This window comes from Streptomyces cadmiisoli, assembly GCF_003261055.1.
In the GTDB taxonomy this organism is placed as follows: domain Bacteria; phylum Actinomycetota; class Actinomycetes; order Streptomycetales; family Streptomycetaceae; genus Streptomyces; species Streptomyces cadmiisoli.
Genome location: NZ_CP030073.1, coordinates 6254978 through 6280581, shown reverse-complemented (window position 1 = coordinate 6280581; position 25604 = coordinate 6254978). Strand labels below are relative to the sequence as shown.

General features: G+C 71.9%; 22 protein-coding genes. 13 read left to right on the top strand and 9 right to left on the bottom strand.

Translation table 11 applies throughout. The features are described from left to right. Positions 1 to 32: 32 nt before the first annotated feature. The 5 genes from sucB (at position 33) to DN051_RS27460 (ending at position 7389) form a co-directional block, all read left to right on the top strand. Complete coding sequence (gene sucB, locus DN051_RS27480) at positions 33 to 1787, top strand: 2-oxoglutarate dehydrogenase, E2 component, dihydrolipoamide succinyltransferase (protein WP_112439704.1); 1755 nt, start codon at positions 33 to 35, stop codon at positions 1785 to 1787. A gap of 319 nt (positions 1788 to 2106) precedes the next feature. After that, positions 2107 to 2730 (top strand): GntR family transcriptional regulator, encoded by a 624-nt coding sequence (locus tag DN051_RS27475; protein ID WP_053763946.1) that lies wholly within the window; start codon positions 2107 to 2109, stop codon positions 2728 to 2730. 336 nt (positions 2731 to 3066) lie between these two features. Next, entirely contained in the window at positions 3067 to 5769 is a 2703-nt protein-coding gene (aceE, locus tag DN051_RS27470) for a pyruvate dehydrogenase (acetyl-transferring), homodimeric type (RefSeq protein WP_112439703.1), read from the top strand. A gap of 70 nt (positions 5770 to 5839) precedes the next feature. Further along, positions 5840 to 6814 carry a helix-turn-helix transcriptional regulator gene (locus tag DN051_RS27465; RefSeq protein WP_053763944.1) on the top strand — a complete coding sequence of 325 codons (975 nt, stop codon included), beginning with the start codon at positions 5840 to 5842 and terminating at the stop codon, positions 6812 to 6814. A gap of 56 nt (positions 6815 to 6870) precedes the next feature. Next, on the top strand, positions 6871 to 7389 hold the full coding sequence (locus DN051_RS27460; RefSeq protein WP_053763943.1) for a DUF4240 domain-containing protein: 519 nt from the start codon (positions 6871 to 6873) through the stop codon (positions 7387 to 7389). Between the two features lie 128 nt (positions 7390 to 7517). On the opposite strand, the gene DN051_RS27455 is transcribed toward DN051_RS27460, so the two are convergent. After that, positions 7518 to 8345, bottom strand: coding sequence for a peptidoglycan recognition protein family protein (locus DN051_RS27455; protein ID WP_079002141.1), 828 nt, complete (start codon positions 8343 to 8345; stop codon positions 7518 to 7520). Between the two features lie 218 nt (positions 8346 to 8563). Between DN051_RS27455 and DN051_RS27450 the strand changes: the two genes are divergently transcribed. Beyond that, the gene (locus DN051_RS27450; protein WP_112439702.1) at positions 8564 to 9748 is read left to right on the top strand and encodes a MarP family serine protease; all 1185 of its coding nucleotides are present in this window, start codon (positions 8564 to 8566) and stop codon (positions 9746 to 9748) included. A gap of 3 nt (positions 9749 to 9751) precedes the next feature. On the opposite strand, the gene DN051_RS27445 is transcribed toward DN051_RS27450, so the two are convergent. Further along, the gene (locus DN051_RS27445) at positions 9752 to 10246 is read right to left on the bottom strand and encodes a GNAT family N-acetyltransferase (protein ID WP_199314693.1); all 495 of its coding nucleotides are present in this window, start codon (positions 10244 to 10246) and stop codon (positions 9752 to 9754) included. 98 nt (positions 10247 to 10344) lie between these two features. Here DN051_RS27445 and DN051_RS27440 point away from each other — a divergent pair, with 98 nt between their 5' ends. Next, entirely contained in the window at positions 10345 to 11247 is a 903-nt protein-coding gene (locus tag DN051_RS27440) for a TIGR01777 family oxidoreductase (protein WP_053764005.1), read from the top strand. 162 nt (positions 11248 to 11409) lie between these two features. Continuing rightward, complete coding sequence (locus tag DN051_RS27435; protein WP_112439701.1) at positions 11410 to 12810, top strand: NAD(P)/FAD-dependent oxidoreductase; 1401 nt, start codon at positions 11410 to 11412, stop codon at positions 12808 to 12810. Between the two features lie 470 nt (positions 12811 to 13280). On the opposite strand, the gene DN051_RS27430 is transcribed toward DN051_RS27435, so the two are convergent. Continuing rightward, the gene (locus DN051_RS27430; protein ID WP_053763938.1) at positions 13281 to 14756 is read right to left on the bottom strand and encodes an NsdA family TPR-like regulatory protein; all 1476 of its coding nucleotides are present in this window, start codon (positions 14754 to 14756) and stop codon (positions 13281 to 13283) included. A gap of 248 nt (positions 14757 to 15004) precedes the next feature. On the opposite strand from DN051_RS27430, the gene lipB reads away from it, so the two are divergent. The 4 genes from lipB (at position 15005) to DN051_RS27410 (ending at position 18164) form a co-directional block, all read left to right on the top strand. Further along, a complete protein-coding gene (lipB, locus tag DN051_RS27425) occupies positions 15005 to 15802 on the top strand; it encodes a lipoyl(octanoyl) transferase LipB (RefSeq protein WP_053763937.1) in 798 nt (265 codons plus the stop codon). A gap of 171 nt (positions 15803 to 15973) precedes the next feature. After that, a complete protein-coding gene (lipA, locus tag DN051_RS27420; RefSeq protein WP_053763936.1) occupies positions 15974 to 16939 on the top strand; it encodes a lipoyl synthase in 966 nt (321 codons plus the stop codon). Positions 16940 to 17212: 273 nt separating this feature from the next. After that, the gene (locus DN051_RS27415) at positions 17213 to 17413 is read left to right on the top strand and encodes an SCO2195 family GlnR-regulated protein (protein WP_053763935.1); all 201 of its coding nucleotides are present in this window, start codon (positions 17213 to 17215) and stop codon (positions 17411 to 17413) included. Between the two features lie 49 nt (positions 17414 to 17462). Further along, positions 17463 to 18164: a DUF4191 domain-containing protein gene (locus DN051_RS27410; RefSeq protein ID WP_053763934.1), complete on the top strand. Its 702-nt coding sequence runs from the start codon at positions 17463 to 17465 to the stop codon at positions 18162 to 18164. Positions 18165 to 18326: 162 nt separating this feature from the next. On the opposite strand, the gene DN051_RS27405 is transcribed toward DN051_RS27410, so the two are convergent. Further along, the gene (locus tag DN051_RS27405) at positions 18327 to 18794 is read right to left on the bottom strand and encodes an RDD family protein (protein WP_053763933.1); all 468 of its coding nucleotides are present in this window, start codon (positions 18792 to 18794) and stop codon (positions 18327 to 18329) included. Between the two features lie 209 nt (positions 18795 to 19003). On the opposite strand from DN051_RS27405, the gene glnA reads away from it, so the two are divergent. Then, positions 19004 to 20413, top strand: a complete 1410-nt coding sequence (gene glnA / locus DN051_RS27400; RefSeq protein ID WP_053763932.1) for a type I glutamate--ammonia ligase — start codon at positions 19004 to 19006, stop codon at positions 20411 to 20413. Between the two features lie 151 nt (positions 20414 to 20564). Here glnA and DN051_RS27395 read toward each other — a convergent pair whose 3' ends face one another. The 5 genes from DN051_RS27395 to DN051_RS27375 form a co-directional block, all read right to left on the bottom strand. Continuing rightward, the gene (locus DN051_RS27395; RefSeq protein WP_112439700.1) at positions 20565 to 21824 is read right to left on the bottom strand and encodes a tyrosine-type recombinase/integrase; all 1260 of its coding nucleotides are present in this window, start codon (positions 21822 to 21824) and stop codon (positions 20565 to 20567) included. A 78-nt stretch (positions 21825 to 21902) separates the two neighbouring features. Next, positions 21903 to 22142 carry a helix-turn-helix domain-containing protein gene (locus tag DN051_RS27390; protein ID WP_112439699.1) on the bottom strand — a complete coding sequence of 80 codons (240 nt, stop codon included), beginning with the start codon at positions 22140 to 22142 and terminating at the stop codon, positions 21903 to 21905. Between the two features lie 436 nt (positions 22143 to 22578). Beyond that, on the bottom strand, positions 22579 to 24051 hold the full coding sequence (locus tag DN051_RS27385) for an ATP-binding protein (protein WP_112439698.1): 1473 nt from the start codon (positions 24049 to 24051) through the stop codon (positions 22579 to 22581). A gap of 2 nt (positions 24052 to 24053) precedes the next feature. After that, entirely contained in the window at positions 24054 to 24905 is an 852-nt protein-coding gene (locus tag DN051_RS27380; RefSeq protein WP_112439697.1) for a bifunctional DNA primase/polymerase, read from the bottom strand. Between the two features lie 89 nt (positions 24906 to 24994). Further along, positions 24995 to 25459 (bottom strand): hypothetical protein, encoded by a 465-nt coding sequence (locus DN051_RS27375; RefSeq protein WP_112439696.1) that lies wholly within the window; start codon positions 25457 to 25459, stop codon positions 24995 to 24997. Between the last annotated feature and the right edge of the window lie 145 nt (positions 25460 to 25604).

Genomic DNA, 25604 nt, shown 5'->3' with positions numbered 1-25604 from the left:
ACTTCCGCAATTCGTAAGGAGCAACCGAAACCATGGCGGTTTCCGTAACCCTTCCGGCGCTCGGCGAGAGCGTCACCGAGGGCACTGTCACCCGCTGGCTGAAGGCCGAGGGTGAGCGCGTCGAGGCCGACGAGCCGCTGCTCGAGGTCTCCACCGACAAGGTCGACACCGAGATCCCGGCTCCGGCCGCTGGTGTGCTGTCCTCCATCAAGGTCGCCGAGGACGAGACCGTCGAGGTCGGCGCCGAGCTGGCGATCATCGACGACGGCACCGGCGCCCCGGCCGCCGCCCCGGCCCCGGCCGCCGCCGAGGCCCCCGCCCCGGCCGCCGAGCCCGCGCCGGCGCCCGTCGCCGAGGCCCCCGCGGCCCCGGCCCCCGCCGCCGCTCCGGCCGCCGCCCCCGCCGGCGGTGCCGCGGGCACGGACGTGGTCCTGCCCGCGCTCGGCGAGTCCGTCACCGAGGGCACCGTCACCCGCTGGCTGAAGTCGGTCGGTGACAGCGTCGAGGCCGACGAGCCGCTGCTCGAGGTCTCCACCGACAAGGTCGACACCGAGATCCCGGCGCCCACCTCGGGTGTGCTGCTGGAGATCACGGTCGGCGAGGACGAGACCGCCGAGGTCGGCGCCAAGCTGGCCGTCATCGGCGCCCCGGGTGCCGCTCCGGCCGCCGCGCCCGCCCCGGCCGCCCCGGCTCCGGCTCCGGCCGCCCCCGTGGCCCCGCCGGCTCCGGCCGCCGCTGCTCCGGCTCCCGCCGCCCCGGCCCGGCCCGCGGCTCCGGCTCCGGCTCCCGCGCCGGCCGCTCCGGCTCCGGTCGCCCCGGCGGCTCCGGCCGCTCCGGCGCCCGCCGCCCAGGCGACCGACGAGGGCGCCTACGTCACCCCGCTGGTGCGCAAGCTCGCCGCCGAGAACGGCGTCGACCTGGCCACCGTCAAGGGCACCGGCGTCGGCGGCCGTATCCGCAAGCAGGACGTCCTGGCCGCCGCCGAGGCCGCCAAGGCCGCCGCTCCGGCTCCGGCCGCCCCGGCCGCCGCCGCCGCGCGGAAGACCCCGGTCCTCGAGGTCTCCCCGCTGCGCGGCCAGACCGTGAAGATGCCGCGGATCCGCAAGGTCATCGGCGACAACATGGTCAAGGCGCTGCACGAGCAGGCCCAGCTGTCCTCGGTGGTCGAGGTCGACGTGACCCGTCTGATGCGCCTGCGCGCCCAGGCCAAGGACTCGTTCGCCGCGCGCGAGGGCGTCAAGCTCTCCCCGATGCCGTTCTTCGTGAAGGCGGCCGCCCAGGCGCTGAAGGCCCACCCGGTCATCAACGCCCGGATCAACGAGGCCGAGGGGACCATCACCTACTTCGACACCGAGAACGTCGGTATCGCGGTGGACTCCGAGAAGGGCCTGATGACCCCGGTCATCAAGAACGCCGGTGACCTCAACATCGCCGGTATCTCCAAGGCCACGGCGGACCTCGCGGCCAAGGTCCGCGGCAACAAGATCACGCCGGACGAGCTGGCGGGCGCGACCTTCACCATCAGCAACACCGGTTCACGCGGCGCGCTGTTCGACACGATCATCGTGCCGCCGGGCCAGGTCGCGATCCTCGGCATCGGTGCGACGGTCAAGCGTCCGGCCGTCATCGAGACGGAGGAGGGCACGGTCATCGGCGTCCGCGACATGACGTACCTGACCCTCTCCTACGACCACCGCCTCGTGGACGGCGCCGACGCCGCCCGCTATCTGACGGCGGTCAAGGCGATCCTGGAGGCCGGCGAGTTCGAGGTCGAACTCGGCCTCTGATCTCCCCTGTCGCGGTACGGCGCCCCGCCCGGAATCCTCTCCGGGCGGGGCGTCGCCGTTGCGCCCCCGACGGCGCCGGGAACCGCGCGACCACCAACTCCAGGGGCACGGGGAACCGCGCGACCAGCCACGACGGACCCGCGGCCGGGCACGATCGGGCCGGACCGAGCTGCTGGGCACCCCCGTCCGCCCACGGCGTGTAAGTCTCGTCTCACCTGCGCGAAAGCGCCCCCGAGCGCCCTTCCCGGACGCGCCGGCGGCCGTATTGTCTAAACGTCGAACGCCCCCGGGGCCGCCGGGCCCTTCCTAAGGAGCTCTCATGACCGCGCCCGTCGTCCACTCGCTGCGCGAACAGATCCGCGAGCACATCCTCGAGGGGATCATCAGTGGACGCTGGCAGCCGGGCGAGCGGATCGTGGAGCGGCGTATCGCCACCGAACTGGAGGTCAGCCAGACCCCGGTGCGCGAGGCCCTGCGCGAACTGGAGTCGCTGCGGCTGATCGAGTCGGCGCCGAACAAGGGCGTGCGGGTGCGCAACCTGACGGCCGCCGACCTGGAGGAGAGCTACCCGGTCCGGGCCGGCCTGGAGGCCATCGCCGCGGAGCTGGCCGCGACGAAGCTCGCCGAGGACTGCTCGGCGCTGGAGCCGCACGTCACCGCGCTGTACGAGGCCGACCGGAAGGCGGACGGCACGGGCCAGGTGCGGCACACCGTGGCCTTCCACCGGGAGCTGGTGCGGGCGGCCGACAACTCGGTGCTGCTGCACACCTGGGAGGGGCTCGGCATCGAGGTGTTCACGGCGCTGTCGATCCGCTGGCTGGGGACGGTGCAGCAGTCGTACGCCGAGGAGCACGAGGAGCTGGTGGCCGCGTTCCGGCGCCGCGACCCCCGTATCGCGGAGATCGTGAAGGCGCACGTGCTGGGCTGCGCGCCCCGGCCGTGAGGCATGGCGCACAGCGGGCCGGGACGGCCGGAGAGGGCCGGAGACGACGCCGCGAGGCAGGCCGGAACATGAGAGCGACACCACACTCACATGCGACCCCACCTGCGCAAACCCCGAGATCACGCGGCACCGCGTGCCTGCGGGCAAGGCACCGCGTGCCGACTTTCTCGTGATCAAGAGGTTTTGCTTCTCAACCCTTTGATCGATCATCGATCAAGGAGTTAGAGTCCCCCACGGGCTTCCACCAGAGCCTCACGCCCTGTCCTGCCAAAGACCAAGGGCACCCCCGATCCCTTACCGATGAGGGCACCCCCTTCGACTGAGGAAGGCGGCGACATGACCGACCCCAAGGCCATCCAGCCGAGCGAGCTCGACCAGCTCCCCGACCGCGATCCGGAGGAGACCGCCGAATGGCGGGCCTCGCTGGACGCCGTCGCCGAGGCGGCCGGGCCGCACCGCGCGGCCTACCTGATGCGCCGCACGCTGGAACGGGCCGAGGGCAACGGCATCGCGCTGCCGAAGCTCCTGGAGACCGACTACGTCAACTCCATCCCCACCCCCGCCGAGCCGTCCGTGCCCGGTGACGAGGAGATGGAAGCGCGGATCACCGCCTGGAACCGCTGGAACGCGGCCGCCATGGTGACCCGCGGCAGCAAGTACGGCGTCGGCGGCCACATCGCCACCTTCGCCTCCGCCGCCTGGCTCTACGAGACCGGCTTCAACCACTTCTTCAAGGGCAAGGAGGGCGACGGCTCGGGCGACCAGCTCTACATCCAGGGCCACGCCGCCCCCGGCATCTACGCCCGCGCCTTCCTCGACGGCCGGCTGAACGAGCACCACCTCGACAACTTCCGCCGCGAGGCCGCGGGCAACGGCCTGCCGTCGTACCCGCACCCGCGCCGGCTGCCCTGGCTGTGGGAGTTCCCCACGGTGTCGATGGGCCTCGGCCCGCTCTCCGCGATCTACCAGGCGCGCTTCAACCGCTACCTGACCAACCGCGGTGTCAAGGACGTCTCCGCCTCGCACGTCTGGGCCTTCCTCGGCGACGGCGAGATGGACGAGCCGGAGTCGACGGCCGCGCTCGCGCTGGCCGCCCGTGAGGAACTGGACAACCTCACCTTCGTCATCAACTGCAACCTCCAGCGCCTCGACGGCCCGGTCCGCGCCAACTTCAAGATCGTGCAGGAGCTGGAGGCCCAGTTCCGCGGTGCCGGCTGGAACGTCGTCAAGACGCTGTGGGGCTCCGCCTGGGACGAGCTGTTCCAGCTGGACGCCACCGGCGCGCTGGTACGCCGGCTGCGCCAGGTACCGGACGCGCAGGTCCAGACGTACCAGACCCGCGACGCCGCCTACATCCGCCAGGACTTCTTCGGCGCCGACCCGGCGCTGGCCGAGATGGCGAAGCTGCTGAGCGACGACAAGATCCTCGACTGCTTCCACTTCTCCCGTGGCGGTCACGAGCCGCGCAAGGTGTACGCCGCCTACCGCGCCGCCCTGGAGCACAAGGGCGCGCCGACGGTGATCCTGGCCCAGACGGTCAAGGGCCACACCCTCGGTACGGGCTTCGCGTCGAAGAACGCCAACCACCAGATGAAGAAGCTGTCGGTGGACGAGTTCAAGGCGATGCGCGACCTGCTCGGTCTGCCCGTCCCCGACAGCCTGTTCGCCGACGGCGTGGTCCCCTACGTCCACCCGGGCGCCGACTCCCCCGAGGTGCGCTACCTCCAGGAGCGCCGCGCCGCCCTCGGCGGTCCGGCACCGGCCCGCCGCGTGCACCCGGTGGCCGCGCTGCCCGCGCCCGCCGAGAAGGCCTTCGCCGCCTTCGACAAGGGCTCCGGCTCGCAGAACCTGGCGACCACGATGGCCTTCGTCCGCCTGGTCAAGGACCTGGTCCGCGACAAGGAGACCGGCCGGCGCTGGGTGCCGATCGTCCCCGACGAGGCGCGCACCTTCGGCATGGAGTCGCTGTTCCCGTCGCTCGGCATCTACTCGCCCAAGGGCCAGACGTACGAGCCGGTCGACCGCGACCAGCTGATGTACTACAAGGAAGCCAAGAACGGCCAGATCCTCAACGAGGGGATCACCGAGGCCGGTTCGATGGCCGACTTCATCGCCGCGTCCACCGCGTACGCGACGCACGGCGAGCCGATGATCCCTTTCTACATCTTCTACTCGATGTTCGGCTGGCAGCGCACGGCCGACCAGATGTGGCAGCTCGGCGACCAGCTCGGCCGCGGCTTCCTCGTCGGCGCGACGGCCGGCCGCACCACGCTGACCGGTGAGGGCCTCCAGCACGCCGACGGCCACTCCCCGGTCATCGCCGCGACCAACCCGGCCGCGCTGACCTACGACCCCGCCTTCGCCTACGAGATCTCGGTCATCGTGCGCGAGGGTCTGCGCCGGATGTACGGCGAGGCCAAGCCGGGCGAGGACCAGGACGTCTTCTACTACCTGACGGTCTACAACGAGCCGCTGCTGCAGCCCGCCAAGCCGGCCGGCCTCGGTATCGACGAGGGCATCGTCAAGGGTCTGTACCGCTTCAACACCGCCGAGTCGGCGGGCCTGACCCCGGTCGCGAACGCCCCGCGCATGCAGCTGCTGGGCTCCGGTACGGCGATCCACTGGGCGCTTCAGGCGCAGCGGCTGCTGGCCGACGAGTGGGGCGTCGCCGCCGACGTGTGGTCGGCGACGTCGTGGAGCGAGCTGCGCCGGGACGCGCTGGAGGCCGACGCGGCGCTGCTGCGGGGCGACGAGCGCGTGCCGTACGTCCGCCAGGCGCTCCAGGGTGCCGAGGGGCCGGTGCTCGCGGTGTCCGACTACATGCGCCAGGTGCCGGACCAGATCGCGCAGTGGGTCGAGCAGGACTACTCCTCGCTGGGCGCCGACGGCTTCGGTCTGTCGGACACCCGTGACGCCGCCCGCCGCCACTTCGGCGTCGACGCGCAGTCGATCGTGGTCGCGGCGCTGGCCCAGCTGGCCCGCCGCGGCGAGGTCAAGGCGACGGCCGTGAAGGAGGCGCGCGAGCGCTACGGCCTGTAGCACGGCCGCACGCGGCGGGGGACCGGCACCGGACGGGTGCCGGTCCCCCGCCGCGCTGCATCATGAACCCATGCGTGCTGCCCGTCTGATCAAAATGGTGCTGCTGCTCCAGTCCAGGCCCACCATGACCGCCGCCGAGCTCGCCCGCGAGCTGGAGGTGTCGGAGCGGACCGTCACCCGGGACGCGCAGGCGTTGTCGGAGGCGGGCGTCCCGGTCTACGCCGACCGGGGGCGGGCCGGCGGGTACCGGCTGATCGGCGGGTACCGCACCCGGCTGACGGGGCTGCACCGCGGCGAGGCCGAGGCGCTGTTCCTGTCCGGTGTGCCGGGCGCGCTGCGCGAGATGGGGCTGGAGGACGCCGCGTCGGCGGCCCGGCTGAAGGTGTCGGCGGCGCTGCTGCCGTCGCTGCGCGACGCCTCCCGGACGGCCGCGCAGCGGTTCCATCTGGACGCGCCGAACTGGTTCAAGGAGCCGGAGACCCCAGGGCTGCTGCCGGTGGTGGCGGACGCCGTGTGGGACGACCGGCGGATCACCGCCCGCTACCGCCGGGGCGAGGGCGAGGTGGAGCGGGAGCTGGAGCCGTACGGCCTGGTGCTCAAGGCGGGGGTCTGGTACCTGTGCGCGCGGGCGGCGCCGCACGGGACGCACCGGGTGTACCGGATCGACCGGTTCACGGCTGTCGAGGCCGCGGCGGAGCGCTTCACCCGTGACGAGGACTTCGATCTGCCCTCCTTCTGGGAGGAGCGTGCCGAGCAGTTCGCGCGGTCGATCCTGCGGGCCGAGGTCGTGGTGCGGCTGTCCCCGACGGGCGTCCGCAGGCTGCCGCACACCGTGGACCCGCTCTCCGCCCGTGAGGCGCTCCAGGAGGCGGGCACGCCGGACGCGGAGGGCTGGGTGACGCTGACGCTCCCCGTCGAGTCCGAGGAGGTCGCCCACACCCAGCTCACGGCGCTGGGCGCGGAGGTGGAGGTGCTGTCCCCGGACGGGCTGCGGGAGCGGTTCGCGGCCGACGCCGCACGGTCGGCGCGGCTCTACGCCGGGTAACGATCCGCCGCACTCCGCGTGCGCCCGGTCCGCCGAGGCCCGATGCTTGACCCGTGATGGACGAGACGGAGTTCTGGGAGCTCGTGGACGCCACCCGCGAGGCCGCCGGCGGCGACCCCGAGGAGCAGGCCGACCTCCTGGTGGACCGGCTCGTCCTGATGGACCCGGAGCTGGTGCTCGACTTCGCCCGTCATTTCGAGGCCCGCTACAACCGTGCGTACCACTGGGACCTGTGGGGCGCCGCCTGGGTGCTGCTCGACGGGGCCAGCGACGACGCGTTCGACTTCTTCCGGTGCTGGCTGATCGGCCAGGGCCGGGAGGTGTTCGAGGGCGCCCTGCACGATCCGGACTCGCTCGCCGACCTGCTCGGCGACTTCGACGAGGAGATCGACGGCGACGGCGAGGAGCTGGGCTACGCGGCCGACGAGGCCTACGAGCAGCTCACCGGCACCGTCGCCCCCGACCTGGGTATCGCGCCCGCCCCGGCGGAGCCGGAGGGCCCGCCGATCGACTTCGAGAACGACCAGGTGCTCGCCGAGCGGTATCCGCGCCTGTGGGAGCGTTTCAAGGACTGACGGACCCGCCCCGGGGCCCCGTCCGGGATCCGGCTCCCCGGCACGGCCCGGGGGCCGCCCTGGACCGCTCCGGGGGCCGCCGCGGCCCCCGGAGCGGTCGCGGTACGGCGGCGGCCCCGCCGGGTGCGTCAGCTCCGGCCCTGGAGCCGGGCGGCCAGTTCCCTGATCTGCGGCAGGCGCGCCTTCAGCGCGGCGCCCGGGCAGTTGGTCATGAAGCCGTCGGTGTGGCCGGCCAGCGTGGGCAGGACGGCGGCGGTGCCGGCGGCCCAGCGGCTGCCGCTGTGGCTGGAGACCAGCCGGACCCGGCTGCGCGGATCGGTGTTGGACAGGCCCAGCTTCCAGGCGGCCACGGCGGCGATCGAGTCCGTCATCGCGCGCGGCACCCGGGCGCCGGCGGTGAAGGTTCCGATGGCCGCGATGCCGGCGGTGCGGTGGTTGAAGCCCTGCGTGTGGGCGCCGGTGACCGCCCGGTCCACACCGCCCGCGCGGCCCTCGTAGATCTTTCCGCAGCGGTCGACGAGGAAGTTGTAGCCGATGTCGTCCCAGGCGCGGGCTCCGGTCTGGCCCGTGTAGAGATGACGGATGATCTCCGGCGTGTCCGCGCAGTCGTAGCCGTTGGGCGAGTCCGTGTGGTGCACGAACACGGCGACGACCTTGTCGTCGTAGCGGGGCGGCGGCTGGCGGCGGGGCGGGGTGCCCTTCATCAGCCACACCGGCCTCGGCACGACGTGCGGTCTGGGTGCTGTGTGCAGGGCGGCGGCACGGCCCGCGAGCGGACGGTCCGCCGACCGGGAGGCCGTGACGGAGCGCTCCACGCCCTGCGCGCACAGCGCCAGGACGACGATCGCGGCGAGACCGGGCATACAGCCCAGCACGGGCCCGACAGCCTCGGGTATGGGCGCGGCGCGGCGTCGTAGGCCTCGCCACTTGGGGAGTCGACGGGGGAGGACACGCATGGACCCACTGTGGGTCCGATACGGTCCGCCCGCGATGTGCGCTGTGCCACCTGGCGGAACCGTCGTCCCGCTCCGCGACGTTCTCGGAGGTGCACGCACCCGCGGCGGTCCTCCCGGTCCGTGGGCGCGTGGCTGATCACTGGGCCCGTCCGGCGCGTACCCATACGTGCCGGGCGCGCAGCGGCGCGTACCGGCGGGTCCTGGAGAAAGGCGGCCAGGTGGACCTGCTCGACATCATGCTGGTGCTGGTGATCCTCGTCTACGCCGGTTCCGGTTACCGGCGCGGGCTGGTGGCCGGCTGCGTCTCGCTCGCCGGGTTCGTCGGCGGCGCGGTCGTCGGTGTGTGGATCCTGCCGTGGGTGATGGATCTGGTCACCCCGGGGACGACGACGGCGACGGTCACCGCGGTGTTCACGGTGCTGGTGCCGGCGGCCGTGGGGCACGAGCTGGCCGGGCGGCCGGCGCTCCGGCTGCGGCGGGAGCTGGACCGCGGGCCGCTGAGGGTGGCCGACGGGGTGGGCGGGGCCACGGCCAACTCGGTCGCCGTGCTGATCGTGGCGTGGGTGGCCGCGAGCGTCCTGGCGGCGTCCTCGTCGCCGCTGCTGACCGCGGCGATCCGGGACTCGCGGCTGCTCGGCTCGGTGCAGGCGGTGATGCCGGAGACCACGCCCGCCTGGTTCTCCCGGGCCACGTCGGCGCTGACCGAGGCCGGGTTCCCGCAGGTCTTCAACCCGTTCGAGAACGAGTCGACCGCCGAGGTGGCCCGGCCGTCCGGTGACAACGTCACGGCGCGCGCCACGAACGCCGCAGAGCGGAGCACGGTGAAGGTGGAGGGCGTCGCCGGCAACCAGGGCCGCGAGGGCAGCGGGTTCGTGTACACGGCGGAGCGCGTGATGACCAACGCCCACGTGGTGGCGGGCATCGACGAGCCCACCGTGCGGGTCGGCGGGGTGGGCCGGGCGTACCCGGCGCGGGTGGTGCTGTTCGACTCCGACCGGGACGTGGCGGTGCTGTACGTGCCCGGTCTGCGGGCGCCGGTGCTGGAGTTCGTCGACGACGCCGACCGCGGCGAGGCGGCCGTGGTGGCCGGGTATCCGCAGGACGGCGGTCTGGATCTGCAGGCCGCGACCGTGGCGAACCGGCTGCGGGCGGCCGGCCAGAACATCTACAACGACGGCGGCGTCACCCGCGAGATCTACTCGATCCGCTCCACGGTCCGCCCCGGCAACTCCGGCGGCCCGCTGCTGACCACCGGCGGCAAGGTGTTCGGCGTGGTCTTCGCCCGCTCCACCTCCGACCCGGAGACCGGCTACGTCCTGACCGCCGACGAGGTGGCCGGCGACGCCGAGCGCGCGGCGCGGGCGACGGCGCCGGTGGACACGGGCGAGATGGTCACCACGTAGCCGTCACAGCGAGCGGCCCATGAGGACGTCGTCGACGTAGGCGCCGTCGAGGAAGAACTCCTCGGGCAGGATCCCCTCCACGACGAACCCCTCGGACTCGTACAGCTTGCGCGCGGGGGCGTTGTGCCCGAGGACGCGCAGGGTGATCCGGCGTGCGCCCCTGCTCCGCGCCTCGTCCTGCACGGCCCGCAGCAGCGCACGGGCGACGCCGGCGCCGCGCGCCTCCTCGGCGACGGCGAGGCCCTGGATCTGGCGGACGTGCGCGTTGCACTCCAGCGGTGTGGACAGGGCCAGCCGGACGTACCCGACCACCGCTCCCCCGATCTCCGCCACGAGGTGGTCCAGCGGCCCGGACCGGTCGTTGAAGAAGGGGGCGTACGGCGGCGCGGGGCGCGGCACGACGGCGTGCAGCGCGGACCAGGTGGCGCGATCGAGACGGGCCAGCGCCTCCTCGTCCTCGGGCCGGGCGTGACGTATGTGCATCTCGGGAACGGGCATGGCGGCCAGCCTATGCCGCGCCGCGCGGGCTCCCGCGACACCCGTTCCGGAGCACCCCGTCGGGCCGTCGGGGCCGCGGCACCGCCATGCTGGGAGGTATGGAACTTTCCCGAATCGCGGTGGCCGGGGCGTCCGGTCTGATCGGCGGTGCCCTGGTGCGGTCCCTGGCCGCGGACGGGCACGAGGTGGTGCGGCTGGTACGCCGGGCGCCCCGGGACGCGTACGAGGTCCGCTGGGACCCCGAACGCGGTGACGTCGATCCGGCCGGGCTGAGCGGATGCGACGCCGTGGTGAACCTGGCGGGCGCCGGGGTGGGCGACCGCCGGTGGACGCAGGAGTACAAGGAGCGGGTCCGGCGCAGCCGGGTGCGCGGTACGGCGGCGCTGGCCGAGGCCGTGGCGGCGCTGCCGGAGCGGGAGCGGCCCCGGGTGTTCGTCAACGGCAGCGCGATCGGCTTCTACGGGGAGACCGGTGAGCGGGCGGTCGACGAGAGCGCGCCCGCGGGACGCGGATTCCTGCCGGAGATGTGCGTGGCGTGGGAGGGGGCCGCGGAACCCGCGCGCACGGCAGGGGTGCGCACGGTGTTCACCCGGACGGGACTGGTGGTGGCGGGCCGGGGCGGTGCCTGGGGGCGGCTGTTCCCGCTGTTCCGGGCCGGGCTGGGCGGGCGGCTGGGGGACGGGCGGCAGTACTGGTCGTTCATCGCGCTGCACGACGAGGTCGCCGCGATCCGGCATCTCCTGGACCGTGACGACCTGTCCGGGCCGTTCAATCTGACCGCCCCGCAGCCGCGGACGAACCGTGAGATCACCGCGGCGATGGGCCGGGTGCTGCACCGGCCGACGCTCTTCGCGGTGCCGGCGCCGGTGCTGCGGGTGGCGCTCGGTGAGATGGCCGGGGACGTGCTCGGCAGTCAGCGGGTGCTGCCGAAGCGGCTGTTGGAGTCCGGGTTCTCGTTCGCCTTCCCGGAAGTGGAGGAGGCGATCCGGGCCGCCGCGTGACAGCCCACCGCGACCGCATGCGACCGCTGTGCGACCGTGCCCTGCCGATGCGCGACTGCCGCTGACCGATCACCGCCCTACCCTCGATCCGAACTCGGGTATTCCCGGCGCCGGTTGAGGGCATGAGGTCTCCACCGGCCGCGCAACCTCGAGGAGGGGCACGTGCTTGAGCCCGCATTTCAGGCGGACGTCGTCGTCGTGGGAGCCGGGGTCGCCGGACTCGCCGCGGCCCATCGACTGACCAGCGCAGGAGTCACGACCACCGTCCTGGAGGCCGCCCCGTGTGCGGGCGGCCGCATGGCGACCGAGAAGGTCGACGGATTCCGGCTCGACCGGATCGGCCGGCTCCTGTTCACGTCGTATCCCGAACTGCGCCTGGCCCCCGGGCTCGACGCGCTCGCGCTGCGGCTGTTCGCCCCGGGCGTCCTGCTGCACAGCGACGGCCGGCGGCAGCGCGCGGGCGCCACGGCGGGCGGACGGAGCGCAAGGGGCGCACTCCATGCGGTGCGCGCCCTCGCGAGCGCCCCCCGTGTGCCGCCGGCCCGGGGCGTCCGCGCGCTGCCGTCGGCGGCGCCGCGCCCGTCCGCCGTGCCGAGGGGCCGGGCGGGCGCCCCCCTGGGGACGGCCGTCGACCAGGCGCGGCTCGGGGCCGCGCTGGCCCGGATCGGGAGCATGCCCGTCGACCGACTGCTGGCCCGCCCGGACTCACCCGCCCGGCAGGCGCTCGCGGCACGCGGGCTGCCCGCCCGTACGCTCGACGGCTTTGTGCGCCCGCTGCTCGCCGCCCTGCTGTGCGACCCGGACCTGACCACCTCCAGCCGGTGCGCGGACCTGGCCCTGCGGGCCTTCGCCGCGGGCCGCACGGGCATCCCGGAGGGCGGGGCCGAGGCACTGCCGGAGCTGCTCGCGCAGGGGCTCCCGCCGGGCACGGTGCGCACCGGAGTGCGGGTCACCTCGGTCGCCACGACGTCGGTGACCACGGCCGAGCACGGCGAGTTCCGCTGCCGCGCCGTGCTGGTGGCCACCGACGCGCGCACCGCCGCCGAACTGCTGCCCGGACTGCGGGTGCCCGACTTCCACCCGGTGACGGTGGTGCACCACACGACCGACGAGCCGCCGGGGACCGGGGCGTCGCTGCTCCTGGACGCCGACCGGGGCGGGCCGGTGGCGCACACCGCGGTGGTCAGCGCGGTGGACCCGACGCGGGCGCCCGCGGGCCGGGCGCTGGTGTCCTCGACGGTCCTGGGCACACCGCCGGCCGACGTCGACACGGCGGTCCGCATGCACCTGGCACGGATCTACGGCACATCGACGTCCCGTTGGGAGACCCTCGCAGTGCACCACACCCCCGAGGCGGTCCCCGCGATGCGGCCGCCGCACGATCTGCGCCGCCCGGTACGCCTGATGGCGGGCCTGTACGTGTGCGGCGACCACCGGGACACCAGCTCCGTCCAGGGCGCGCTGCACTCCGGACGCCGGGCGTCGGCGGCGATCCTGGCGGACCTGGGGGCGGAGGGCTCGATGCACGCGGCGGAGCCCGTGACGACGGCACGGGCGGCGTGAACGAGTCCGGGGCGGTGCACCCGGAGCGGTCGGGGGCGGTGCACCCGGAGCGGTCGGGGGCGGTGCACCCGGAGCGGTCGGGGGCGGTGCACCCGGAGCGGTCGGGGGCGGTGCACCCGGAGCGGTCGGGGGCGGTGCACCCGGAGCGGTCGGGGGCGGTGCACCCGGAGCGGTCGGGGGCGGTGCACCAGAAAGCGGTACGCCAGAAAGCCGGCGGCACCCGACCGCACGGCCCCGGGCGGCCGCCCCGGACCACCGCCCCGGACAGCCGCCTCGGCCAACGCCTCGGCACCCCGGACCACCGCTCTGAACGACGGCCGCGGGCCGCTGCCCCCGGTACCCGAGGCCACCACTTCGGACCGCCGCGCCCGGGAGCCCGGACAGCCGGACTGAACCACCCCTCCAGACCGCCGCGCCGGAACCCCGGACCGCCGCCCCGAACCACCGGCCCCCCGCCCCCGGCCCCCGGCTCAGTTCAGCGCAGCGACCTTGTCGCGGTAAGTCCGTACCGGCGCCGCGTCCTTGTACGGCTCCAGCCTGCGTTCGAAGTCCTTGACGTACTCCACCGCCCGCACCGACCGCATCTCCGCCGCCGCGCCGGCCGCCTCGGCGGCGAGCTGGCAGGCCTGGTCGAGTTCGCCGAGGCCGAGCCGGGCGGTGGCCAGGACGACCCGGCAGAACAGGCGGCTGCGGGCGAAGCCGGGCGCGCGCAGTTGCAGGGAACGCTCGGCGTGCTGGGCGGCGGCCCGGAACTGCTGGAGGTCGCGGTGGCAGTGCCCGAACTCGTCGGCGAGCTGCGCCTCGTCGAAGAACCGCGCCCAGTGCGGCACCTCGTCGCCCGGCCGGGCCGACTCCAGGGTGCGCTCGGCCCGCACGAGCGCCGCGGTGCACGCCCGGACCTCGCCGAGCACACCGTGCCCGCGCGCCTCCGCGGCGTGCAGCAGGGCCAGCACGACCGGCGGGACGGCGCTGCCCACCCCCTGCTGGGCCACCCGCGCCAGCTGCACGGCCTCGCGCCCGTGGCCGAGGTACACGGCCTGCCGGCTCATCGTCGCCAGGACGTAGCTGCCGTACGCCCGGTCCCCGGCCGCCTGGGCGAGCCGCAGCGCCTGGACGAAGTACCGCTGGGCGAGGCCGTGCGCCGCGATGTCGTACGACGTCCAGCCGGCCAGCCCGGTGAGGTCGGCGGCCGCGGCGAACAGCCGGCGGCCGGTCTGCTCGCCGTAGGTGCCACGCAGCATCGGCTCGCACTCGTGCTCCAGGTAGCGCACGAGGGCCTGGCGGGCGTGGCCGCCGCCGTAGGCGTTGTCGAGGGTCCGGAACAGCTCGCCGACCGAGCGGAGGGCGGCGATGTCGCCGGCGGTGACGCGGTGGCCAGGGCCGCGTTCGCCCTGGCCGCGCGGCCGGCCCGCGGGTCCGCCCGGTTCGGACGGCACCGGGAACCGGGGCGGCGTCGGACGGCCCTGCGCGGGCACCCGGGCGAGCGGCTCGCCGCGGGCCACCTTCTCGTCGGGGCGCCCGATGAGCCAGTCCCGGCTGGGCACGACGAGCCCGGCCGCGGTGAAGGCGATCTTGCGCAGCTCGGCGTGGCTGCCGGAGTCCTTGCGCCACAGGCCGCTGACGATGTCGACGGCCTCCTCGGGGCCGGCCGCGAACTCCAGACCGGCGTAGACCGGTGCGCAGGCGTCGAGGCCGAGGTCCTGGGCGGTGAGCCTACGGCCGAGCCTGCGGGTGAACACCTCGGCGATGAGCGCCGGTGTCGCCCCTCTGGGCTGCTGGCCGCGCAGCCAGCGGGTGACGGAGGTCTTGTCGTATCTCAGGTCGAGCCCGTGTTCGAGGCCGAGCTGGTCCACGCGACGGGCGAGACCTGCGTTGGAGAACCCCGCTTCTGCGATGAGCGCGGCGAGCTGGCGGTTGGGAGTGCGCTGCGCGGGTCGTTCCGTCATCTGCGGTGCGATCTCCTGCCTTCGGGCCTGTGGCGGCCTGAGCCACCGCGATGCCCGGATTGCCGGTGAGCAGCCCTTATGGCCTAGTGAACGGCGTGAATGTAGCGGAGAGTGAGCAGCCGATCGCACACTTCCACGTTCATTCATCCGATCGTGTGAGGATTGCCCCCGGGGCTGACGCGCGCACGGCAGTCGTACAGTGGCGTAGGCGCGTTTCATGCCTTACGACCACCAGGGAGGCGCTTGCCGTGAGTGAGTTGCGGTTCATCCGTAGGGGATTCGGCGCGGACGCCGTCGAGTACCAGGAGGCGTGGGACGAACAGCGCCGGGTGCACGCGGAGCGGTTCGCCGACGAGATCCCCGACACCGTACTCCTGCTGGAGCACCCGCCGGTCTACACCGCGGGCCGGCGCACGGAGGACAGCGAGCGCCCCCTCGACGGCACGCCGGTCATCGACGTGGACCGCGGCGGCAAGATCACCTGGCACGGTCCGGGCCAGCTGGTCGGCTACCCGATCCAGAAGCTGCCCCGCCCGGTGGACGTGGTGGCGCACGTGCGGCGCCTGGAGGAGGCGCTGATCCGCTCCTGCGCGGAATTCGGTCTGGAGACCACCCGGGTCGAGGGCCGCAGCGGCGTCTGGGTGCTGGGCGACCCGGTGGAGCAGCGCCCGGCGTTCGGCGGCCTCTCCCTGGACTTCGACCCTCGCTTGAACGACGAGGAGTTCGACCCCCGGCTCAACGGCCCGGAGTACGCGCCCTCCAACGCCGGCCAGCGGCGCGAGGACCGCAAGATCGCGGCGATCGGGATCCGGGTGGCCAAGGGCGTCACCATGCACGGCTTCGCGTTCAACGTGAACCCCGACAACGTCTGGTTCGACCGGATCATCCCGTGCGGCATCCGCGACGCCGGTGTCACCTCGCTCACGGCCGAACTGGGCCGGGAGGTCACGATCGAGGACGTGCTGCCGGTCGTCGAGCGGCACCTCAGGGACGTCCTGGAGAACGCGGACCTGAAGCCGCGGGAGATCGAGCGCACGCCGGCCTGAGAAGGCCGACGGCATAAAACCAGCCCGTCCGGCGTTACGACGGCAGGCGGCGGCTCGAAGGGGGTGGCCTGGGGGCGGCAGCCCCCAGCGGGGTCAGCACCGGCGCCGGGCATTCAAATCCACGGGCGTACCCTTAAAGTCGCCGAAGAATCAATCGCTAGGGAGCCGGTCGTGTCCGCAGTCGCACCCGACGGACGCAAGATGCTGCGCCTGGAGGTCCGCAACAGCCAGACCCCCATCGAGCGCAAGCCCGAGTGGATCAAGACCCGGGCGAAAATGGGCCCCGAGTACACGAAGATGCAGAACCTCGTGAAGAGCGAGGGCCTGCACACGGTCTGCCAGGAAGCCGGCTGTCCCAACATCTACGAGTGCTGGGAGGACCGGGAGGCCACGTTCCTCATCGGCGGCGACCAGTGCACCCGGCGCTGCGACTTCTGCCAGATCGACACCGGCAAGCCCGAGGCGCTCGACCGCGACGAACCCCGCCGCGTCGGCGAGTCCGTGGTCACCATGGACCTCAACTACGCCACCATCACCGGCGTCGCCCGCGACGACCTGGAGGACGGCGGAGCCTGGCTGTACGCCGAGACCGTGCGCCAGATCCACCGGCAGACCGCGGACCGCGAGGCCGGCCGCACCAAGGTCGAGCTGCTGGCCCCGGACTTCAACGCCGTCCCGGAGCAGCTCGAGGAGGTCTTCTCCGCCCGCCCCGAGGTCTTCGCGCACAACGTCGAGACCGTGCCGCGGATCTTCCGCCGCATCCGCCCCGGTTTCCGCTACGACCGCTCGCTGAAGGTGATCACGGCGGCCCGCGACTACGGCCTGGTCACCAAGTCCAACCTGATCCTCGGCATGGGCGAGACCCGCGAGGAGGTCAGCGAGGCGCTGCGGCAGCTGCACGAGGCCGGGTGCGAGCTGGTCACCATCACCCAGTACCTGCGCCCGTCCGTGCGCCACCACCCGGTCGAGCGCTGGGTCAAGCCGCACGAGTTCGTGGAGCTGAAGGACGAGGCCGAGCAGATCGGCTTCTCCGGTGTCATGTCCGGCCCGCTGGTCCGCTCCTCGTACCGTGCCGGCCGCCTCTACCAGATGGCGGTCGAGAAGCGCGGCGCGTTCATCGCCGCCCAGGCGGTCTGAGCCCGCGCCGGGCCGCCGGGGCCCAGGGCGTTGCGACAAGCGTGTGAATTCAAGCACAAGTTGCTACTCGCGAGTAGCGGCCGATATGACGCGGTCCTGACCGTCCTCGCAGATGAGGGCACTCGTCAGGGCCGCGTCAAGGTTCCGGGCCCGCCCGTCAAGGCTTCATCGGTGTTTGACCGGTCAGTCACGCCCTGGTAACACCAATCAGTGACCCTGGACTCACGCCACGTACATCCGGCAGCGCAACCGTACCGAGGAGGGACCTCCACCATGCAGGCCGCGCCAGTTCGCGCCACCGCCATTCCGTCCTTCACCACCGCCCTGCGCGCCGTCGAGTCGCTGCTCATGAGCAGCGGCCAGCGCACCGCCCGCCGCAACGCCTGGACCTCCGTGCTGGAGGACCGCCGCCGGGCCAAGGACCGCGTCGAGGCCCAGCGCGTTCTGGACCAGGTCCGGGCCGGTCGTTCCTGAAACAGTCCTGCCGTCGAAGGCGCGTCGGGAGGCACGTAGACTTCGTGGCATGGCGAGGAAGGAAACCGCAGCGGACGCTGCGAACCCCGGGCGACTGAAGCAGATCGCCCTGACCTACAAGATGACCCGCAGGGCCGACAAGAAGATCGGTCTTGTACTCGCGGCAGTCGGAATCGTCACCTTCGGTGTCTTCCTCGCGATCGGTTTCTTGATCGGTCACCCCATCTATCTCGGAATCCTGGGTCTCCTGCTCGCCTTCCTCGCGACGGCGATCGTCTTCGGACGCCGGGCCGAGCGGGCCGCCTTCGGTCAGATGGAGGGCCAGCCCGGCGCAGCCGCGGCCGTGCTCGACAACATCGGCCGGGGCTGGACGACGACCCCCGCGGTGGCGATGAACCGCAGCCAGGACGTGGTGCACCGGGCCGTCGGCAAGGCCGGCATCGTGCTGGTCGCCGAGGGCAACCCGAACCGGGTGAAGACTCTGCTGGCCGCCGAGAAGAAGAAGATGAACCGGATCGTCGCGGACGTGCCGGTGCACGACCTGATCGTGGGCAACGGCGAGGGCACCGTCGAGCTGAAGAAGCTGCGCACGACGATGACGAAGCTGCCGCGCGTGCTCACCGGCCCGCAGGTCACCGCCACCAACGACCGGCTGCGCGCGATGGGCGACCTGATGAGCAACATGCCGCTGCCGAAGGGCCCGATGCCCAAGGGCATGCGGATGCCGAAGGGCGGGCCGAAGGCCCGCTGACCACCCGCTGGACGAGAAGGGGCGCCCGGATCACTCCGGGCGCCCCTTCATGCTGTCGCGCCTGCCGCTCTTTCCTGCTCCGGTCCTGCGCCTTTCCTGCTCCGGTCCTGCGCCTTCCCTGCTCCGGTCCTGCGCCGGACCTCGCTAGTGCCGTGGCAGGCACTAGATCCGCACCTCGACGGTGCCGGCCAGCCGGTCGTGCAGCCCGCGGCCGTCGCGGTCCCAGACCAGCGCCGGGACGGCCAGGCACAGCAGGACCGTGCGCGCCAGGGCGCGGCCGGGGTGGACGGTGCCGGTGGCGAGGACGACCACCCGCAGGCCGAAGATCCGCTTGCCCGGCGTGAAGCCGATCGTCCCGACGGTCAGGACACCCAGCACGAAGAAGATGAGCAGCGCCCAGTTGCCGGTGGCCTGCCCGTAGCCGTCCGTGATCAAGCTGTATGCGATCAAGAGGCACAGACCCCAGTCGACGGCCAGCGCCGCCAGCCGACGGCCGGGCCGGGCGATGGAGCCGGGCCCCTCTTCGGGCAGGCCGAGCTGCTCACCCCGGTAGCCGAAGTCGGCACCGGCGTCCTCCATGGCCGCGCGCGGGCCGGAGAGCCATGATCCGATTGCTTGCCTCTTGTCCACCCGACCACGGTACTGCGCCCGTATTTGACCCGGGTACGGCGGGGTCGTTCCGCGTTACCGTGGAACGGAGCCGGTTAACTTCTGCGAAACAAATGGGTCACGCCCGAGAAATGACGCGTCCCTAGGGTCGAGTCCCAGCGTGTGTCACCGCACTGGCCGCACGAAGGAACTACCACCCCGGCGGGACGGTCGGGAGTAGGAGGAGCTGGATGTTCCAGAACGCCGACGAGGCCAAGAAGTTCATCGCGGACGAGGACGTCAAGTTCGTCGACGTCCGTTTCTGCGACCTGCCGGGCGTGATGCAGCACTTCACGATCCCCGCCGAGGCCTTCGACCCGGCCGACGAGCTCGCGTTCGACGGCTCCTCGATCCGCGGCTTCCAGGCCATCCACGAGTCCGACATGGCGCTGCGCGCCGACCTGTCCACCGCGCGCGTCGACCCGTTCCGCCGCGACAAAACGGTCAACATCAACTTCTTCATCCACGACCCGATCACGGGCGAGCAGTACTCCCGCGACCCGCGGAACGTGGCGAAGAAGGCCGAGGCCTACCTCGCGTCCACCGGTATCGCCGACACCGCGTACTTCGGCCCCGAGGCCGAGTTCTACGTCTTCGACAGCGTGCGCTTCAAGACCTCGGAGAACGAGTCGTTCTACCACATCGACTCCGAGGCGGGCGCCTGGAACACCGGCGCGCTGGAGGACAACCGCGGCTACAAGGTCCGCTACAAGGGCGGCTACTTCCCCACCCCGCCGGTCGACCACTTCGCCGACCTGCGTGCCGAGATCTCCCTGGAGCTGGCCAAGTCCGGCCTCCAGGTCGAGCGCCAGCACCACGAGGTGGGCACCGCCGGCCAGGCCGAGATCAACTACAAGTTCAACACGCTGCTCGCCGCGGCCGACGACCTCCAGCTCTTCAAGTACATCGTGAAGAACGTCGCCTGGCGCAACGGCAAGACCGCGACCTTCATGCCGAAGCCGATCTTCGGTGACAACGGTTCGGGCATGCACGTCCACCAGTCCCTGTGGAGCAACGGCGACCCGCTGTTCTACGACGAGCAGGGCTACGCCGGCCTGTCGGACACCGCCCGCTACTACATCGGCGGCATCCTGCGTCACGCTCCGTCGCTGCTGGCCTTCACCAACCCGACGGTGAACTCGTACCACCGCCTGGTGCCCGGCTTCGAGGCCCCGGTGAACCTGGTCTACTCGCAGCGCAACCGCTCCGCGGCCATGCGTATCCCGATCACCGGCTCGAACCCGAAGGCCAAGCGCGTCGAGTTCCGCGCGCCCGACTCCTCCGGCAACCCGTACCTGGCGTTCTCCGCGCTGCTCCTCGCGGGCCTGGACGGCATCAAGAACAAGATCGAGCCGGCCGAGCCGATCGACAAGGACCTCTACGAGCTGGCTCCCGAGGAGCACGCGGGTGTCCCGCAGGTCCCGACCTCGCTCCCGGCCGTCCTCGACTCGCTGGAGCGCGACCACGAGTTCCTGCTCCAGGGCGACGTCTTCACGTCCGACCTGATCGAGACGTGGATCGACTACAAGCGTGCGAACGAGATCGCGCCGCTCCAGCTGCGTCCGCACCCGCACGAGTTCGAGCTGTACTTCGACGTGTGATATCGCCCCAGGTCAGAGCGGGTTTCCGCTCCCCTGGGCCGTGTGTGGGCCGTCGGCCGTGTTCTTCCTCGCTGGAAGGGCACGGCCGACGGCCATTTCGGGCCCCCACGGCGAACGGCGATCGAGAGCTGCGGCCCCGCTGTCGCTCAGGTCAGCGCGTCGGCTCGCCGGGGCCGGCGTCCGTATTTACTACGCCGAACGCGGCGTCGATGGCCCTACGGGCACGGTCCTGACTGTTTGGCATGAGGTGCGTGTACGTCCGGAGCGTGAATCCCGGGTCTGAGTGGCCGAGGTACTCGGCCAGGGCTTTGATGTTCTCTCCCGAGTCCAGCAGCACCGACGCGTAGTAGTGCCGCAGGGCGTGCATGCCGTGCTCACGCGAGGGCTCGAACCGCTCCCCCGGTCCCCGTTCCGGGATGACGCCGGCCGCGATGAGAGCGGGCTTCCACAGATACATGTTGAAGTAGTTCCGGTTCAGCGCCTTCCGCTCCCGCGAGTAGAACAGCAGCTTGGCCGTGACCGGCGGTCCATCCGGGGTTTTCCACGGCAACGTGACGTTGATGGGGGGCCGACGGGTGATGTGGGTGGCCAGTGCGTCCGACACCACATCGGGCAGGGGGACGTCACGCAATTTGCCGCCCTTGGGCGGGGCGAACACCATCTGCGGGCCGATCAGCTTGACCTGTCGCACAACGTGGACGGCTCCCCCGACGAAGTCGACTTCGTCGACAGCGAGCCCGAAGATCTCACCTTGCCGCAAGCCGCATCCGGCCCCGACATCGGCGATCGTCGCGTACTGGCTCGGAAGTCCGCCCCGGACCGCGACCACCCGATCACGTGTCCACGGCTTGAGCTTCCGCCTATCCAGCTTGGGAGCCCGCACGGAACCTGCCCGGCATGGGTTCCGAATCAGAATGCCGTCGTCCACTGCGGCGCCGAACACCGCGGAGACATTCGCGAAGACCGTCCGCTGGTACGACGCTGCCATGCCGGAGTCGGCAAGGGCCCGCGCCCACGTGCGGATATGAGCGGGTTGAAACGCGCTCATCGAGCGAGAACCGATGTAGGGAAAGGCGTGCAGCCGGAACCTCAGCTCCATGTTCACGATGGTGGAAGGGTCTGTGGTCTGGGATGCCAGCCACTGAGTAGCGAACTCCTTGAACGTCACTTTGCTGGAAGACGGGTCGACGTACTGACCACGGGTCATGTCTGCCGCGATCTGCGTCAGCCACGCCTCCGCGAGTCGCTTCTGCTTGTCCGGGAAAGACTTGCTGCGTTCGCTCCCGTCCGGCGCAACGTAGCGCGCCCGGTAGCGCAAGCCCGTCCCGTATCGCTCGGTCTTCTGCCTGGTCGTCCTTCCGTTGGGTGCCGTCTCGGTCTTGTACCAACGGTCTTGGATGTGGCCGGCCATACGGCGGTGGTCCTCTCGACATGCAGCAGGGAGAGCCGCTTCCAGCGGCTCTCCCTGCTGTCTGGGTGGGGCGGTTGACTAGGCGGGGCCCCCGCAGACGCCCTTGCGCTGAGCGACGTAGGCGCGAACGTCGACCGGGTCGTAACGGACGTGCTTACCGATACGGAAGCCGGGCGGCCCGGTGCGCTTCCTGCGCCACTGGTAGACGGTTTCGAGCGGCACGCCGAACATGTCGGCGATGTCGTTGGGGGTGAGGTACCGGTCGGGGAGGCCGCCTCGGAGAGTGGCGAGGGGGCCGGGGGTTGTCGGCATTGCCATAGGAACTCCAGGCAGAGGGCATGGCCGCGTGTGTCCGAGGTGCGAATTTCTGCGTCACCGCGTCACCTGCGTCATTCAGGGCTCCTGACCTGTGGGTTTGCGGTGACGCAGAGGACGGGGCGTGCGTCGTCGGTGACGCAGCCCGTGCGTCACCGATGACGCGGATGACGCGGCGTGACGCAGCCGACGACGTCTGCGTCACGGGCTGTATGCGCAGGTCACCCGCTGCTTTCAGGGCGCCCGGTGACGCGGTGACGCAGCGTTCCTCTACTTAGGAAAAAGAGAGGTGGTCTGCGGTGGTGCAGTGCGGCTCAGAGCGGGAAGAACGAGCCGCTTCGCGGCGCGTCCTGCGCAGGCGGCACCGCCGCCGAACAGCAAGAGGAGCACGCCTGGCCGGTGGTGCTCCTCTTGCTTGTGTGGTGGGGGGTCGTGCCGGTCAGAACACCTGTTGCTCGTGCGGGGGCGTGACCTGGGAGCGGGTCATTTCGATGTAGCGGCCTTCCCTGGTGCGGCCCGAGTCGATGAGGACGCCCCGGGCGGCCAGCGTCGGCTGGAGACGCTTCAGACGGTCGGAGAGGACTTTGCCAGTGGTCGGCCACCCCTTGGGTAGGGGACGGAAGTCCTCGCCCGTGTAGAGGCAGCTGAGGCAGTACAGCCACTCCGTGGAAGTCATCCGCTGCTCTGCGCCCGGCTCGATGTCTGCGGCATGCCGGAGGACGGTCTGCGCCAGGAGGTCGCCCTCGATCACGTCGTCGTTCAGGTCGTCCAGGCTGGCCCGGTACGCGGCGAGCGCTCCGAAGCCGGTCGCCGCGTCGAGCTGCGCACACAGGTGCGCGAAGTCCGCCATGCGCAGGTCGGTGGGGGTCTCCGCCTCGACCGCGCGCACCTTGACCGTGAGGTCCAGGAGCGAGCCGAGGACAACGGGCAGAACCTCCGCGTACTCCGCCCACAGTTCCGCCTCGGTGCGCCGGACGCGTGGGCGTTCCAGACGCAGGGGCAGGAGCCGCTCCGCGAGGTCGGGGCGGATGACTCCCACGTCGATACCGGTCAGAAGCAGGGGCCGACGGTAGCGAGCGCGGAAAACGTCCCCGTCGGTGAAGAGAGCGCGTTTCACGTTCTCGGCGCCGGTGACGATGCAGCACATCGCGTCCGACAGGTCCGGGGTCATGTGGGAGAGGTTGTCCAGGGCGGTGACCCACCCAGCGGCCACTGCCGCGATCAGGTTCTCCTCGTCCTTCGGCGCGCGGCGCAGGTCGCTGCTCATGCCCTCGATGATCCGGATGAGCATGCGACCGGCGGAGGACTTGCCGGCGCCCTGGGGTCCGGTGAGGAACGGGGCCGGGACGGGGACCGAGGGTCCGAGGCTGCCGATGAGCCAGGCGATGGCCAGGCATTCGGTCGCGGCGTTGGCGAAGTTGGTCAGCCTCAGCAGGAGATCGATGCCTTTGCCGTCGGTGTCCTTGGCGGGCAGGGGCAGTTCTCCAGTGAGTTGGGTGCGTCGCCAGCACACTTCGCGCGGGTCGGGGACGGCGATGTCCCAGCCCGTGGGGTGGATACGAACCGAGCGTCCGTCAGTCCGTCCCAGGTCCAGCCACGTCGCCCCGTCGAATCCCGGGGCGACGCGGATGTGGACGGGCTGCACGTCCTCGGTCAGCGCGAGTGCTTCGATCAAGTCCAAGGCTTCCTTGAGCGCGGTGCCGTTGAATACGCCGTGCCCATCGCGGAAGAGACCGACCATGAGTTCCTGGCGGTGGCTGCCCGTGGTGCCCTGGGAGCGAATTGGGCGGGCTACGGGGTGGCCGTTGCGCTGCGCGTACACGGTGCCGTCGGCGGTGCGGAAGTACCGGAAGTGCGCTTGCGCGTAGTCGGTGATGACTTCGCGGGCGGGGTTCTTTTCGTCGTCGGGCATGGTCACAGTCCCAACCGGGTGCGGGCGTTGGTCCACGCGTCGGTGCAATGCCGGGCGGTTTCGCCCTTGGCTCGCGCGGCGGTGAACAACCGTGCAACGTGGGTGTCGGTGAGGCAGCCGCACCGGCCGTGCGTGGACAGCACGGCGAGGAAGGTTCGGTACACGGTCGTATGGACCGCGCAGGTGGCTTCGGTGATGCGTTGTTCGGCCATGGCGATGCCGCGGTCCAGGTAGGCGGGCGTGCGGTGACGGCACTCCTCGTTCGCAGACCGTGCGGGCACGGCGACCGCGTGCGGCGCCGGCCTGATCGGGGAGGGCTCCCTCATGGCCAGCGCGCGCACTGCGTCCGGCAGGGCGGTCATGGTGCCGGTGCCGGGCCCGAGGTAGCGGGCGTAGGACATGGTCGACTTGATGTCGACGCCGGGACGCACCCCGTTCGAGGAAGCCATGGTGCCTCGGTAGATCCAGTGCTCGCCGCGCGTTGTCGGCACGGTCCGGGTGACGGGCAGGGTGGTACGGGCCCAGGCGATGGCGTCTGCGTCGTCCAGGTCGACCACGGTCAGGTCAGCGCCGCCGGGGTGGTAGCCGACGCACACCGCCCGCGGCCACGCCACCGCCCACGAGGGCGAAACGATGACGGCAGGGACGGTGGTGGCGGCGGCCCAGGCGTGGCAGGGGGCCGGGCAGCGGCACGGGCCCGGGGCCTTCATGTTTGGCCGGCCGCCGCACGCGTTGTCCGCGCACGCCTTGCAGTTGCCGAACGGGACCTTGCCCCGGCGCAGGGGCAGCACGGGCACGCCGGAGGCTGCGAGGCTCAGCGCCGTGTGCTGCGGGTAGGGCGTGGGTTGCGTCATCCTGGGGTGTCTCCAGTTCCTTGATGGGTTCTGGCTGGCAAGGGCGGCCCCGGATTCATTGGCGTGAGCGGGGGCCGCCCTTGGCGTAGCTAGCCGTGGAAGTGGTTGCGCTTGATCACAGCCCTGCGGATGTTGACCGTGGTCCCGCCGCCGTGCCGGTTGGCGCCGAAGATCTGTACGGCGATCCATCCGCCGAAGATGACGGCGGCCAGCGTGATGAGCTGGGTGATCAGCGCGGTGAGCGCAGCAATGAACGTGGTGAGCAGCAGCAGTCCGCCGCACACCGCGAGGAAACCGACGCCCCCGAGAGCGACGTTCACCGCCGCGCGGGAGACGGCCGGTTTCGCGGCGACCGGCTCGGGCTGCACCGGGCTCATGGCGTAGCCGGTGACGACGCGGCCGTCCGGAAGGACGACGCTCGCCACCGCCGGAACGGCGCCCGGCTGCACCGCAACGAACGGTGCCGGGATGGCGACGGTGGGCGGGTACGGGGTGGGTTGGTGGACTTCCACGGCCCGCTGAACGGGTGCGCCGTGGGTGTGGTCGGGGTACATGCGGAATCCCTTCCGGTGCGCGGTGGGGGAGGCAGCGGCACACCCTTGGGGGTGCCGTGTGGAGGGGTGTTTCAGGGGTCTGAGCAGGCAGCCTCCCCGCCTCCCTGAAACGATGTTTGTGCTGATCAGCGCGGGGATGCGGGCC

Coding starts and splice junctions, on each gene's coding strand:
- DN051_RS27395 (WP_112439700.1), bottom strand. CDS start 21,824: ATGGCCGGCCACATCCAAGACCGTTGGTACAAGACCGAGACGGCACCC.
- DN051_RS27440 (WP_053764005.1), top strand. CDS start 10,345: ATGGAACTTTCCCGAATCGCGGTGGCCGGGGCGTCCGGTCTGATCGGC.
- DN051_RS27385 (WP_112439698.1), bottom strand. CDS start 24,051: ATGCCCGACGACGAAAAGAACCCCGCCCGCGAAGTCATCACCGACTAC.
- glnA (WP_053763932.1), top strand. CDS start 19,004: ATGTTCCAGAACGCCGACGAGGCCAAGAAGTTCATCGCGGACGAGGAC.
- DN051_RS27390 (WP_112439699.1), bottom strand. CDS start 22,142: ATGGCAATGCCGACAACCCCCGGCCCCCTCGCCACTCTCCGAGGCGGC.
- DN051_RS27460 (WP_053763943.1), top strand. CDS start 6,871: ATGGACGAGACGGAGTTCTGGGAGCTCGTGGACGCCACCCGCGAGGCC.
- DN051_RS27410 (WP_053763934.1), top strand. CDS start 17,463: ATGGCGAGGAAGGAAACCGCAGCGGACGCTGCGAACCCCGGGCGACTG.
- DN051_RS27375 (WP_112439696.1), bottom strand. CDS start 25,459: ATGTACCCCGACCACACCCACGGCGCACCCGTTCAGCGGGCCGTGGAA.
- DN051_RS27380 (WP_112439697.1), bottom strand. CDS start 24,905: ATGACGCAACCCACGCCCTACCCGCAGCACACGGCGCTGAGCCTCGCA.
- DN051_RS27445 (WP_199314693.1), bottom strand. CDS start 10,246: ATGCCCGTTCCCGAGATGCACATACGTCACGCCCGGCCCGAGGACGAG.
- aceE (WP_112439703.1), top strand. CDS start 3,067: ATGACCGACCCCAAGGCCATCCAGCCGAGCGAGCTCGACCAGCTCCCC.
- DN051_RS27475 (WP_053763946.1), top strand. CDS start 2,107: ATGACCGCGCCCGTCGTCCACTCGCTGCGCGAACAGATCCGCGAGCAC.
- DN051_RS27455 (WP_079002141.1), bottom strand. CDS start 8,345: ATGCGTGTCCTCCCCCGTCGACTCCCCAAGTGGCGAGGCCTACGACGC.
- DN051_RS27415 (WP_053763935.1), top strand. CDS start 17,213: ATGCAGGCCGCGCCAGTTCGCGCCACCGCCATTCCGTCCTTCACCACC.
- DN051_RS27465 (WP_053763944.1), top strand. CDS start 5,840: ATGCGTGCTGCCCGTCTGATCAAAATGGTGCTGCTGCTCCAGTCCAGG.
- DN051_RS27430 (WP_053763938.1), bottom strand. CDS start 14,756: ATGACGGAACGACCCGCGCAGCGCACTCCCAACCGCCAGCTCGCCGCG.
- sucB (WP_112439704.1), top strand. CDS start 33: ATGGCGGTTTCCGTAACCCTTCCGGCGCTCGGCGAGAGCGTCACCGAG.